The following is a 12773-nucleotide window of genomic DNA, read 5'->3' on the forward strand; positions in this document are numbered from 1 at the left end:
TTTCATCAATAAGTCGAGTTTTATCAATTGCAATATTCACAACGTGCGCAAGCCATTTCCCCTTTCTTCGCTATGGCTTTTGGCGCTAAAGCTGCCGAGTTAGAAGCCCAAGGCCATCATATCGTTAAGTTAAACATTGGGGAGCCAGATTTTGGTGCGCCACCTGATGTATTACGCTCCATGCAAACTTTAGCAACCACTGCTCCACTGCCTTATACCTCAGCTTTAGGTTTGCCTGAATTGCGCGCGGCCATAGCGGGTTTTTATAAGACCGCCCACAATGTTGATTTAAATCCTAATCGCGTTGTAGTTACGGCGGGGGCTTCTGCGGCTTTATTGTTGTTGTCTGCGACTTTTGTTGATCCCGGTGATAACGTCATTATGGGCGACCCTTGCTATCCCTGTAATCGTCAATTTATCAAGAGCTTTGGCGGCAGTGTGCAACTGGTGCCAACTCAAGCACAGTCGCGTTTTCAGTTGAACATGGCGCTGCTTGAAAAACACTGGCAGCAAGGAACGCGCGGTTTAATGCTTGCGACTCCGTCTAACCCTACAGGTACCGCTGTCGCGCCTGATGAACTGGCGGCAATGTGTGAATTTGCGAAAAGCCGTGGAGCGTGGCGCATTATTGATGAAATCTATCTAAATTTGCATCATGGAAACGTTGGCACACAACCTGTCACGGCTCTGTCATTTGATGATGAGGCGTTAGTCATCAACAGTTTTTCGAAGTATTTCGGTATGACAGGTTGGCGATTAGGCTGGTGCGTGGTGCCTGAACGTGCGATACCAGTGATGGAGCGTATGGCGCAAAACTATTATATCTGTCCATCGACTTTAGCGCAAAAAGCAGCGCTAGCCTGTTTTACTCCAGCGTCTATTGCGGTCTGTGAGTCACGTCGAGAAACGCTTAAATCCCGCAAAGAATTGGTGCTGGCGGGGTTGAAAAAATGTAATTTGCAGGTGCCCGTTCAGCCTGACGGTGCTTTTTATGTTTATATTGATGTCAGCCGCACCGGGTTCACCGCGATGGATTTTTGTGAACGTGTATTGCAAGATGCGCACGTGGCGTTAACGCCAGGCAATGATTTTGGTGAGTATCAAGGGGATCATTTTGTGCGCCTATCATTTGCTTCTGCTGAATCAGAGTTAGAGGAAGGCTTGCAAAGGCTCGCAGGCTTTATGAAAAAACTGATGGTTTGAAACTAAGGGTCTCAACGGGCAATTATGAATTGCAGTTCAAGTGAAAAGTTTTTAATTGTTGAGTTTCTCGTTTTGTTGATTTTTTCGTTTAACAGGCTCTGAAGCCGCTGTTTTAGTTCGTAACATGGGTAAATAAAGGTCTTTTATGAGTTTAAAAAATCGTGAGTACGGGGTAGGAAACAATTCTTACCTTATGGCGGGTGAATTACCTGGCATAACTAAACTGGTCGATGCGTTCTACGAGAATATGACTGTGCTCGGTGAAGCCCAAAAGATTAGAAATATGCACTCAAATGATTTAACGGAGTCTCGTAAAAAGTTGACTTATTTTTTATCCGGTTGGCTTGGTGGTCCTAAATTGTATGCCGAGCATTACGGGGCTATTAACATTCCTTTTGCACACAGACACTTGTCTGTTGGCGTTGAGGAAAGAGATGCTTGGCTTTTATGTATGCAAAAAGCCGTAGATGAACAACCTTATGAAGCCTCGTTTAAAGTGTATTTGATGGAGCAACTAAGGGTTCCAGCTGAACGAATTAGAGTGGTTTCTAAAGGTTAACCATCCTTCGAAAAAAGCTATGGGGTAAATCTATCACTTTGACTTCTTAGCTATGATATCTATGCTCGCGATAGCTATATCCGTAGCTAAACATGCGATGTGTAAAGCAAAGTTAAAGCGCTATTCGGGGGAGTTACCCTATTTCCGCAGGCTTTCCTGTGATGCTTCAATGGTTAGAATTTTGCTATAAATCTCCTCAGCTTCGTAGGTCAGTTGAGAGTAACTTCGAATATCACCTTTTCGCTGGGCATGCATGGCCTGCTCTAATTTTAAAGCATGTTCCTTTCTGAGTTTCTTGGTTGGGTCGCTCTTAAATATTGAAAACATAAACTAGTTCCTTTTTGTCTTGGATTTTATACGTGAGAATATGCAAATAGTTCATAAATTAGAGTGTGAAAAATGGCTAAGTTCCGATAAATTGATGAAAAACAATATAACCTGAATTTACATTCGATTGATGATTATGCCGCTACAATAGTTAAACGGGCTGTAATTGCACAGGGTAATAGTTTGAATTTAATAAAATTGTTGGTCGTTTTCAGCGTCACATTGCTAGCAGCATGCACAACGGGGCAGCTTTCTTATGTGGACGCTAAAGGCAATCAAAAACTCGCTTGTGAGGTTGAATTTGTCGGTTTACCAAGTGTTGATAAGTATGCGGTGGAGTACGCACTTAGTCTGTGTGCAAAGAATATTGTTAAAAACGGGCATAGCATAAGCGAAACACATCTTCTTGAGATAGATACTAGCATTCCAGATCCACCATGTGGAGAAATCTGGACTCATGCATTCGCCAAACAAGAATATAAAAAAGCAGCGCTTTCTAAAAAACAGTACGGTTATTTAGTCGCGCATATTGATTTAGGGTTAGCTGTTATCAATCAATGTCGTTAAGCCATTATTTTAAGGGTTCACACTCGAGTCTCTCAGGATTTTTGTAATTACAGTGCCACTAAATTTAGTGGCTTACTTTGCTGCTGTATTTTCGATTAGTTGCAGCGTTATAAAGGATTTAGCATGAATGTAGATAAAGCGAAAAAGCGCATTGCGAAACAGGTAAAAAAGGGGTTTAAAGGTTATCCAACAATTACCTTGGAATATTTTGGTCAAAGTACCGATAAAGCTACCGAAGTTGCCGTTCAATTTTTATTAGAAGAGGGGGCAGAGATGCAAGAAGAGCGCTTTTCAAGCAAAACCGATGCGAGGGTTGATGAGGTTATTCAATCCGCATTAGTCAAAATCATCGAACGCGCTAATGCCAACTCTGTTATGGAAATTGAAACGGTTTCCATTCTTTGAATTTAATATTAAATGTATGAGTGCAGTGTCAGTAACTAAATAGTTAAAAGTGGCTATAAACAGACAAGGTGATTGTACAGAGCTTTTGCGCTATTCCTCTACCCCCGCTTTAGTACTTCGTTGGGTTTGTGGCTAGCTAATATTTAAAACGCAGAAACGTAGAATATTCTATAGAATTTGGTATCTTATGGTCAGTTATATACATCGCTATTTTTGCCATTCGACCTGCATATCATTATCGTTAAAACATAATTTGTGCTTTGTATAATGACATATCTGACAATAGTAAAACAGTTAACCAAAAGACTTTAACAATTAATCCAATGGGGCTCTGCCGCCCCCCGAAATACTCAATACAAGGAGAGTGATATGAATGATAATAAAGAAGAATATTGGGGAATGCCGTTAAACACTTACTGTATGTTAATTCATTTAAGTCAGTTAACTAGTATTATCATACCAGGCTTGGGTTTTATCTTACCCATCGTCATGTGGGCTACCAATAAAGATAAAAATGAACTTATTGACGTACATGGAAAGATAACCGTTAATTGGCTGATTAGTGTTTTTATTTATTCGATAGTGTGCGCTATTTTAGTGTTTGTATTTATCGGTGTTTTAGGGCTTATTGTGTTGGCCGTACTTAATTTAGTGTTTGCCATTATTGCTGCAATCAAAGCCAATAATGGAGAGGTTTGGGTGTACCCTCTTAGTATCAAATTTATTAAATAAGCGGATCGCGCAGGCCACAGAAAAGACTTAGAGAGCTTCTCTATTCTGTCTGTGGCTATATCGTCATTACAGCTGATGTCTTTGAGTTTTTAGCGCTAATAACCTAACTAAAATATTATCCCTACTCAAAAGTTAAAGTTGAGAATTTATCGCATACCGCAAGGAGGTTGTATCCCATGGTAAATATTAATCCGATAGCCAATCGTGCTTTTACCCAAAGACATGGAGTTACTCTTAGGGGCGTCATTGTCGGTTTTATCACGCTGCAGCTGAGTGTATTAGCTGGATGTACTACAACGACGAATCAGAATATATCAACGCCTGACTATGACGTGGCCTTCAGTTGTGTCAACGGTGAGAACTTACGAGTGCGTTTTTACACTGAGCAAGAAGTGGCAGTGTTGTTGCGAAATTCAGATGAAATTAAGTTGTTTCAGCAAAAAAGTGGTTCGGGATTCATTTACAGCAATGGCCCTAAAACTATTCGTGGAAAAGGCGATAATCTGACTGTTGAAATTGGCAGGATGATGCCCATTGAGTGCGTCAAACAGTAGACTGTTTTTTAGGCATTAGCACAGCAATCATTAACCTAAATCGAATGATTTTTCTTTATACAGCAAATAGTTAATCTTGCTCTACTTGAATTAAAACCGCACGAAACCCATATTAACTTAAACCCTGCACTTTCAATGTTTGAAGGTAATAATGTAGGTTTTCATTGAGGTTTAAGATGACAGATTCAGTTATTCAAATTGTGTGTTCACATTGTAATGCGAAAAACCGCCTTCCCAAAGCCAAGCTTGATGATAAACCTCTATGTGGGAAGTGCAAAAAACCGGTGCTTTCTAACCATCCTGTTATCGCTACCGACCAGAATTTTAACCGTTTTATTACCGATAACGGTTTACCCGTAGTGGTTGATTTCTGGGCATCATGGTGTGGCCCATGCAAACAATTTGCACCCACTTTTGAACAAGTGGCGAGTGAAATGTCTACTCAAGCCTGTTTTCTAAAATTAGATACAGAGCATAATCAGCACACGGCTGGTGGCTATCAAATTCGTTCTATTCCAACGTTAATGATATTCCATCATGGCAAGGAGGTTGCGCGTTTGTCAGGGGCGTTACCAAAACCTCAATTTAAACAGTGGTTAGCGCAAAACTTACCCGCAGTGTAACAATGGAAACGTTAATTTCCATTGTTCATTTTCCATAGGCGATTGCCAGAGGCTACGCCAAACCAATTCTCAGCTGCAATGTTTACCTTAATAACCTAACTTTGCAGCTTTGTTATGGCTGATGGTCTATTCCAATCGATGGTTATGGGCTTGAATAGGATTAGGAAGTGTTTTTTCGCCTAGAATATCCAACAGGTTTATTTCAATTGTTCTCGACATCGCATGTAATGGCAGGTCATTGGCTGATACCCCAAACGGCTCCTCTAATTCTTCGCTTAATGCATCTAATCCAAAAAATGTGTACGCAATTATTGCGCTAAATAGAGGCGTTACTAAGCCTTGTGAGGCAACGATGGCGAAGGGTAAAATAAAACAGTACAAATAAGCAGTACGCTGAACAAGCAGCATGTAAGCAAAGGGTAATGGAGTATTTTGAATGCGTTCGCATGAGGCCTGCACATCTGCCATTGCCGTCATATGCTCGTCCATTTTCAGCATTAAAAAGTCTGATATTAAATTTTGGCGTCGACACTCCCCTAGTTTTGCACCAATTAAACGTAAAATTCCATCGGTTAAGCTCTGAGCATCCCGCAGAAACTGTACGTCATTTTGTGCTATGTAAGAAGTAATGTCTGGCCATGGATCTGTGCTACGTAATTGGTGACGCAGCGCGTGGCTAAACGCAATAATTAAGTTTATTACGTACCTTTGCATTTCAGCACCTTGTTTTTGCGTACCGTCAACATAAGAGACCATCTTTCGCGAAAGGCTTCGAGATGCCACTATAAGTTTGCCCCATTGTTTACGCCCTTCCCACCAGCGGTCATAACTTGCGTTATTTCTAAAACCAAGAAACAACGATAACGCGACACCAAATAGCGCCACTGGAGCGAGGGTGAAGCTGGGAAAAGTTGCAGGGTAAAAATGTTGCACAAGCGCGACTCCAGCGCCTAATAGCGTGATAAAAATTATTCTAAGGTAGACAAGAGGTAAAACAGAGCCCCTTATAATAAAAAACAAGCGCAGTGAATGGGGATTATCGCGTATAATCATAGAAGCCTCTAACTGAATAATTGTGCGACATTATAAAGACATAACGAATAAATTTCAGCGAACCTTAATATTAGGAGCCAACATGAAAACCGCGTCACCGGCTAATGGAAAACCGCCTTCATTTGATCCAGCAGATAGTCAACGTATTGAAATCAGTTCGCCCAAAGAGTGGGCCGCAGGCATCCCTGCCGTCATTTCTGCATACAAGAACGTCACTTCCAAAGCTGGGCCCTTTAAAGGTACGCGGCTGCTGTCTGATTTGAATCAAATCGAAGGGTTCGATTGTCCTGGTTGCGCTTGGCCTGATCCATTAAATAAACGGGCTACATTTGAGTTTTGTGAAAACGGTGCAAAAGCGGTAGCAGATGAGGCGACCACTAAACGAGCCGATGGGGCGTTTTTTGCCAAGCATAGTATTCGTCAGTTATGTGAAAAATCCGACCGATGGTTAAACGATCAAGGGCGCTTAGTTGAGCCAATGTGGTTGCCCGAGGGCGCAGAACACTATCAACCAATTGCTTGGGACAGTGCGTTTGAATTAATTGCCAAGCAATTAAATTTATTGGATAACCCTAATCAAGCTGCCTTTTATACCTCTGGACGCACCGGCAACGAAGCTGCGTTTTTATATCAACTATTTGTGCGTAAATTTGGTACTAATAATTTGCCCGATTGTTCGAACATGTGTCATGAATCAAGTGGCGTGGGCTTAGGTGAAACCATTGGAGTGGGCAAGGGTACAGTAAGCCTTGAAGACTTAGAGCAGGCCGAGGCAATTTTTGTGTTTGGCCAAAATCCAGGTACAAACCACCCGCGAATGCTGGGAACACTGCAAGATGCAAAACGTAATGGCGCTAAAATCGTAGCCATTAACCCACTGGATGAAACAGGTCTAAAACGCTTTAAAAACCCACAAGAAGTCTCGGGTGTTATTGGCAACGGCACCGCCCTTCGAGATTTGTATTTGCCGGTGAAAATAAATGGCGATGTAGCCTTATTAAAAGGTTTGTGTAAGGCATTAATTGAGCGTGATAACAAACATCAGCCGGTATTGGATCACGATTTTATTGAGCAGTATTGCCACGGTTTTGATGAGTTCAAAGCCGATATCGAGCAAACGAGCTGGCAAGACATCCAGCAAGGTAGTGGTTTAAGCCAAGCCCTTATTGAACAGGCCGCAGATATTGCCTGTGGATCGATAAAAACCATTTGTTGTTGGGCAATGGGTATGACACAGCATAAAAATGCGGTGGCCAATATTCAGCTAATGACCAACTTTTTAATGTTACAAGGCAACTTAGGTAAGCCCGGAGCCGGTGTGTGTCCAGTGCGAGGTCATAGCAACGTGCAGGGTGACCGTACCATGGGTATTTGGGAAAAACCGAATCCTGAATTTCTAGATGCACTTGAACAAGAGTTTGGCTTTAACCCTCCACGAGACAACGGTGTAGATGCAGTTGAGACTGTGCATGGTATGCAGCAAGGCCAAATTAAAGTTCTGTTTGCCCTCGGTGGAAATTTTTTTAGGGCCATGCCTGATCATCAAGCCAATGAACAAGGGCTAAGTCAATGCGAATTAACGGTGCAGGTGTCAACTAAGCTCAACCGCTCGCATCTTTATACTGGCAAGCAAGCACTGATTTTACCTGCGTTAGGGCGCACAGAAATCGATACTCAAGTGGGCGGTGTTCAAACCATCACCGTTGAGAATTCGATGGGCGTTATTCAAACCTCTCACGGTAAAATACCGCCTGCGTCAGATTTGCTGAAAAGCGAAGTGGATATTATCGCCCAACTCGCGCACTACACCCTTAAAAACGATAGCGTTAACTGGATAGCCTTGCGTGATGATTACCGTCTTATTCGTGATCATATTGCTAATGTGATCCCCGGTTTTGAAAACTTTAACCAACGAATTGATGCGTTAGGTGAATTTGTACTTCCCAATGGTGTGCGAGATGCTCGTGTCTTCCTCACTGCTACTGGGAAGGCAAACTTTATGGTGCACAGTATTGATAATGTTGAGGTGCCAGAAGGGGGTTTATTGATGATGACCATTCGCAGTCACGACCAATTTAACACCACTGTATACACTAATAATGATCGCTATCGTGGCGTACGTGGTACGCGTAAGGTGTTGTTCATTAATAAACAGGACATTGCTGAATTAGGGTTGCACAGCGGTCAAAAAGTAACTATTCGTAGCCATTGGCCAAATGATAAGGCGAGCGTTAGAGAAGTGACTGATTTTGCGCTAGTAGAATATGCAATTCCTAGAGGGTGTGCAGCGGCTTATTACCCTGAAACCAACGATTTGATACCCATTGGCAGTGTTGCAGATAAAAGTAACACACCAGCCTATAAGTCGATTGTGATCAGCTTGCACGCGTCTGGTTAATCATCAAAGTAAAATACGGCAAGCGCTCTAATTGCGCTTGCCGTGTTACAAATAGTTAGTGTCTAAAGCTAGGCATTAATGCTGGAATGCCCGGTAACATGCCAACCATAGCCATTACGCTGGTTAATATAACAAACATGACAAGCGGAATAATCCAACGGCTCATGTGAGTTAACTCTGAGCTTCTCTCTTTACAGCCGATTAATCCTAAATTATCAAGCAACATAGTCAGAGACCAACCAAACGCAGGGTTCACCAATGTTGAAGCGAATACCACTATCGCCGCAGATTGTGTGGTTTTGCCTTCACGTGTCATTTCCATGCCAGCTTCTAGAAGCGGAATAAAAACCCCTACTATTAATGCTACACACAGTACTGGTTGCCAGATGGCGAGATCCATTGGATATCCCCAAACTCCGGCAATTACGCAGAATAACGCGGTTAAAATCGCACCAGCAGGTATTGGACGTTTAGCAATGGCGGCTGGGACGATATAAGTACCCCAAGACGAAGCGAAGTTAGCGCCACCTAAAATAGAACCAAAGGTTTGTCGAGCTGAGGCGCTGAGCATAGTGTCATCAATATTCATTTGCACTTTTTCAGTACGCTCTGGGTAGCTTATTTTTTGAAACACTTGATGCCCCAAAAAGTCGGGAGACCACATTGCTACAGCAAGAATTGCAAAAGGTAACACGACAATAAAACTTTCGGCGGTCGGTAAGCCCAACATCCACCCCGTGTTTTCTCCCCACCAATACATTGGGTTCATATTCGGTAGCCCAGGTGCAGTGTGAAACTCAAATGGTGCACCTAAAGCAAAGGCTGTAAAGCCGCCTAAAACACAACTTAAGGGCACGGCTAACCAACGCTTTTTATAATGCTCTAAGAACGCGTAAAGTAAAATTGTGGCCAGAATAACGATAAAAGCAATGTGCGTTTTATCAATACCTTCAGCCCAAACAAACAGCTTTTTAACCTGCGAAATCGTGCCAATAAAGCCTAAATAAAGTAGTAGGCCGCCACATACTCCTTTACTCGTGAGTCGGGCGAGCAGACTTCCGCCTTTGCTGAATGCCAATATCAATCCAAAGGCACCAATAAGTAGTCCAAATGCCATCGGGTGTCCGCCAGTGGCGACAACAATGGGGATTAACGGAATTAACGGGCCATGGGTTCCGGCTAAATTAGCGGTAGGCAAAATAAAACCCGAAAACAAAATAATGAAAAAGGACACTATGAGTAACTCGTAGCGCACATTTTCTAAAACAAACTCATCGCCCAACCCTAGCGCGCCAGCAAAGGTAGCTGCAATGGCCGCAACCATTACTACTTTTCCAATTGTGGCTGCCATCGCGGGAATGGTGTCTTCGAATTCAAAACGGTAATCCCTAAACGGTAGATTAGGTCGCCAGCGTTTTGGCTGCATAATTTGCAGTTCGTGCTCTAGGTATTCGTCTCTCGTTGCGAATTCAGAGCTCGGTTTGTGAAGTTTTTCATAGCTATCGGAAACGGCTTGATTCTCCGTCACCTTTTCAGCTCCAGATGTAATCTCATCTTGCGGCGTGGTATTCATGATTTCCCCGGCAACATAGTTGCTCTTAAAAAATAAAAAATAGCTTTATTTAAAGCAAATGAATGTTGAGGGCGTAGAATAGATCAGCTTTTAAAAAATTACGATAAGCCTAAGGTCTTACATATTTTCGTTGAAATTTGTGAATGTAAATTGTAGTAAATTAGAAAATATCAGTTAATTTAAACATACAAATCAAATGATTAGCCTATTTTTCGGTCTAGATGCCCGCTAAATTGAATAACCACATGGGTATCAACTAACTTCCTGCTTTTTAAAACTGATTAGAGTTTACTCTTTAATGCTTGCTTAGAATTTGTGACTTACAATGCTGAGCACCGCCAATTATTCAAAAAAGATATAGATAACAGTCAGTTTATTTATTTTATGTCTAAAATTTTTTGTAAAAATACCCTTGATTCGTAGGCATAAATACAAGAGTCATTTTTTGCTAATAAATGGTGGTTGTAGCTGAGAGGATTAAAAATTATGTGATTTTTCACTTTTTTTTAATGGTTTTTAGCCAATTTTTTTTGCTCCAGCATTGGGTTTTAGAGTATAATTTAGCCAGACTACAGGTTTGTTGTCTGAGTCTACTTAGTTCAAAACTAAATAGACTAAAAAACACTTAAACAGCTCAAATGAGCAGAAAAAGTTGGTTTCACGTTCAACGTACGATATTGATATCAGCGTAAAAGCGCTTTTAGGAATTGGACAGAAAACTAAAGTAGTGGTAAATCGAGCATAAAATTGTATGGTGAATATTCCACAGAGTATTGCTGTACAAGCATGGTTCAGCTCGAGTGCTCTTCAAACTGGGTCATAGTCATATCCCTCCAGCATTAAAAGAGACTAAATTAATTCAATGTGACCTTTAATGTGTCCTTACTGAGTTGATCGGGCATCTATTTTCTCGAACTTATTGCCACCAAAGTCCTGCCCTCAACAGGCTCGCTGATTTTGTATCAAATTAATTACGTGAATGCGTGATATGACTGTAATTTAACGACTTTTTCTAGAGTCTCGTTAGAGCACAACTTAAATCAGGTCCCAAATGCTATCTGCACTTAGAAAATCGATACAAAGTAAACCGTCTTACCATGAGATTCAGGCTAACGTTCTGGCCGGCTTAACCGTTGGTGTTATTGCTCTTCCCCTTTCTATGGCGTTGGCCATCGCCAGTGGCGTACCACCACAGCACGGTCTGTATACCGCAATAGTGGCAGGTGTCATTATTGCCTTAACGGGTGGCTCTAAAGTTAATATTTCTGGTCCAACAGCCGCTTTCGTGGTTATTTTGTTGCCGATAGTGCAACAGTTTGGCTTAGGCGGGTTGCTGGTTAGTGGGTTTATGGCAGGCTTCATCCTTGTTCTGATGGGGGTAGGGAAGTTTGGAAAACTCATTGAAATCGTGCCCTATCCAGTGATCGTTGGCTTCACTTCAGGCATTAGCGTGGTGATTGCCACCTTTCAAATTGGTGACTTTTTGGGGCTCAGGATTGAATCTCTCGACGGTCACTATCTTGATAAGTTAACCACTATCTTTATGGCATTGCCTACTCTTGCATGGCAAGAAACCCTAATTGGCATTTTAACTTTAACGGTGTTGTTAGTATGGCCAAAGTTTCGTTCTAAAATTCCAGGGCACTTGGTTGCCTTACTGATAGCCAGTTTTACCGCTTGGTTACTCAGTTTGTATGTAGCTGACTTTTCTGTTGCCACTATTGGTAGTCGCTTCTCGTTTGATATCAATGGCATTGTAGGAAACGGTATTCCTCCTATTCTACCGTCCTTCGATTGGCCTTGGAATTTACCTGGAGCGAATGGTGCGCCTATCGGGATCAGTTTTGAATTGGTTAGATTGTTGCTCCCATCAGCGATAACTATCGCTATATTGGGTGCACTTGAATCCTTATTATGTGCCGTTGTTGCCGACGGAATGTCGGGCAAAAAACACAATTCAAATGATGAACTTATCGGTCAAGGTATTGGTAATATTATCGCTCCATTATTTGGTGGGTTACCTGCTACAGCAGCTATTGCCCGTACCGCAGCGAACGTTAAAACTGGAGGAAGCTTGCCGCTATCTTCAGTTGTCCATGGCTTGTTCATCTTACTTAGCATCCTACTTTTAACTCCTTTGTTGTCGTATATTCCTATGGCATCCATGGCCGCATTGTTATTGATGGTTGCGTGGAATATGAGTGAGGCTAAATATTTTATTCGGACCTTAAAAATTGCTCCTAGAGATGATGTAGTTGTTTTGGTTTTGTGTTTTCTGCTTACTGTATTGTTTGATATGACGATTGCTGTGGGCGTAGGTATTGGATTAGCGGCAATGCTGTTCATAAGAAGAAGCATAAGTCTTACGCAAACTTCTCAGATTGAGGCCGACCACGGGGACTATGACATGCCCGACAATACGGTCGTATATGATATTAACGGTGCATTGTTTTTTGGTTCGGCACATAAAGCACTGAAAACCATTGCTTCCGTTCGGCCTGATGTGCGGGTTGTGATCCTCGATATGTCTGAAGTTACGCTGCTGGATATGAGTGCGATTGTGGCCATGGAGTCCATCGCCAATGATTTACAGCAAAAAAATATTGGATTAATCATTAATAGTTTGCAGCCACGCATGATTTTAAAACTTAGACGTGCAGGGATTAGGAAAAAAATCGGCAAGGTGGCATTTTCAAGAACCCTCAACGACAGTTTTGAATTAGCCCGCAAAATGCCTGCCTAACCTCAGGTTATTATTCCCTTCAAATGGGCTCAAAAT

Annotated in this window: 12 protein-coding genes; 9 read left to right on the forward strand and 3 right to left on the reverse strand. The window is 42.0% G+C overall.

From position 1 onward, the window contains the following. Positions 1–27: 27 nt before the first annotated feature. Entirely contained in the window at positions 28–1203 is a 1176-nt protein-coding gene (locus Q4567_RS18945; protein WP_303501656.1) for an aminotransferase class I/II-fold pyridoxal phosphate-dependent enzyme, read from the forward strand. 145 nt (positions 1204–1348) lie between these two features. Next, positions 1349–1762 (forward strand): group II truncated hemoglobin, encoded by a 414-nt coding sequence (locus tag Q4567_RS18950; RefSeq protein WP_216047692.1) that lies wholly within the window; start codon positions 1349–1351, stop codon positions 1760–1762. Positions 1763–1900: 138 nt separating this feature from the next. Here the strand turns inward: Q4567_RS18950 and Q4567_RS18955 are convergent, their stop codons facing one another. Continuing rightward, entirely contained in the window at positions 1901–2089 is a 189-nt protein-coding gene (locus Q4567_RS18955) for a DUF6435 family protein (RefSeq protein WP_216047693.1), read from the reverse strand. A 183-nt stretch (positions 2090–2272) separates the two neighbouring features. Here Q4567_RS18955 and Q4567_RS18960 point away from each other — a divergent pair, with 183 nt between their 5' ends. The 5 genes from Q4567_RS18960 to trxC all read left to right on the forward strand — a co-directional run bounded on the left by Q4567_RS18960 (position 2273) and on the right by trxC (position 4970). Next, positions 2273–2656: a hypothetical protein gene (locus Q4567_RS18960; RefSeq protein WP_303501660.1), complete on the forward strand. Its 384-nt coding sequence runs from the start codon at positions 2273–2275 to the stop codon at positions 2654–2656. A 123-nt stretch (positions 2657–2779) separates the two neighbouring features. Next, on the forward strand, positions 2780–3061 hold the full coding sequence (locus tag Q4567_RS18965; protein ID WP_303501663.1) for a hypothetical protein: 282 nt from the start codon (positions 2780–2782) through the stop codon (positions 3059–3061). 369 nt (positions 3062–3430) lie between these two features. Further along, positions 3431–3793: a DUF4870 domain-containing protein gene (locus tag Q4567_RS18970; protein ID WP_216047696.1), complete on the forward strand. Its 363-nt coding sequence runs from the start codon at positions 3431–3433 to the stop codon at positions 3791–3793. 176 nt (positions 3794–3969) lie between these two features. Continuing rightward, positions 3970–4347 (forward strand): MliC family protein, encoded by a 378-nt coding sequence (locus tag Q4567_RS18975; RefSeq protein ID WP_303501665.1) that lies wholly within the window; start codon positions 3970–3972, stop codon positions 4345–4347. 176 nt (positions 4348–4523) lie between these two features. Further along, a complete protein-coding gene (gene trxC / locus Q4567_RS18980; protein WP_252728962.1) occupies positions 4524–4970 on the forward strand; it encodes a thioredoxin TrxC in 447 nt (148 codons plus the stop codon). A gap of 126 nt (positions 4971–5096) precedes the next feature. Here trxC and Q4567_RS18985 read toward each other — a convergent pair whose 3' ends face one another. Beyond that, positions 5097–6023, reverse strand: coding sequence for a bestrophin family protein (locus Q4567_RS18985; protein WP_303501668.1), 927 nt, complete (start codon positions 6021–6023; stop codon positions 5097–5099). An 82-nt stretch (positions 6024–6105) separates the two neighbouring features. On the opposite strand from Q4567_RS18985, the gene Q4567_RS18990 reads away from it, so the two are divergent. Further along, positions 6106–8421, forward strand: coding sequence for an FdhF/YdeP family oxidoreductase (locus Q4567_RS18990; RefSeq protein ID WP_303501671.1), 2316 nt, complete (start codon positions 6106–6108; stop codon positions 8419–8421). A 55-nt stretch (positions 8422–8476) separates the two neighbouring features. Here Q4567_RS18990 and Q4567_RS18995 read toward each other — a convergent pair whose 3' ends face one another. Beyond that, entirely contained in the window at positions 8477–9994 is a 1518-nt protein-coding gene (locus tag Q4567_RS18995; protein WP_216047700.1) for a DUF3360 family protein, read from the reverse strand. Between the two features lie 1051 nt (positions 9995–11045). Here Q4567_RS18995 and dauA point away from each other — a divergent pair. Beyond that, a complete protein-coding gene (gene dauA, locus Q4567_RS19000; protein WP_303501675.1) occupies positions 11046–12737 on the forward strand; it encodes a C4-dicarboxylic acid transporter DauA in 1692 nt (563 codons plus the stop codon). Positions 12738–12773: the final 36 nt, after the last annotated feature.

The organism is Aliiglaciecola sp. 2_MG-2023 (genome assembly GCF_030548145.1).
Classification (GTDB): domain Bacteria; phylum Pseudomonadota; class Gammaproteobacteria; order Enterobacterales; family Alteromonadaceae; genus Aliiglaciecola; species Aliiglaciecola lipolytica_A.

Bases quoted from the DNA above. Each gene is read 5' to 3' on its own strand.
- Q4567_RS18950 (WP_216047692.1), top strand. From the start codon at position 1,349: ATGAGTTTAAAAAATCGTGAGTACGGGGTAGGAAACAATTCTTACCTT.
- Q4567_RS18995 (WP_216047700.1), bottom strand. From the start codon at position 9,994: ATGAATACCACGCCGCAAGATGAGATTACATCTGGAGCTGAAAAGGTG.
- dauA (WP_303501675.1), top strand. From the start codon at position 11,046: ATGCTATCTGCACTTAGAAAATCGATACAAAGTAAACCGTCTTACCAT.
- Q4567_RS18970 (WP_216047696.1), top strand. From the start codon at position 3,431: ATGAATGATAATAAAGAAGAATATTGGGGAATGCCGTTAAACACTTAC.
- trxC (WP_252728962.1), top strand. From the start codon at position 4,524: ATGACAGATTCAGTTATTCAAATTGTGTGTTCACATTGTAATGCGAAA.
- Q4567_RS18985 (WP_303501668.1), bottom strand. From the start codon at position 6,023: ATGATTATACGCGATAATCCCCATTCACTGCGCTTGTTTTTTATTATA.
- Q4567_RS18965 (WP_303501663.1), top strand. From the start codon at position 2,780: ATGAATGTAGATAAAGCGAAAAAGCGCATTGCGAAACAGGTAAAAAAG.
- Q4567_RS18955 (WP_216047693.1), bottom strand. From the start codon at position 2,089: ATGTTTTCAATATTTAAGAGCGACCCAACCAAGAAACTCAGAAAGGAA.
- Q4567_RS18990 (WP_303501671.1), top strand. From the start codon at position 6,106: ATGAAAACCGCGTCACCGGCTAATGGAAAACCGCCTTCATTTGATCCA.
- Q4567_RS18975 (WP_303501665.1), top strand. From the start codon at position 3,970: ATGGTAAATATTAATCCGATAGCCAATCGTGCTTTTACCCAAAGACAT.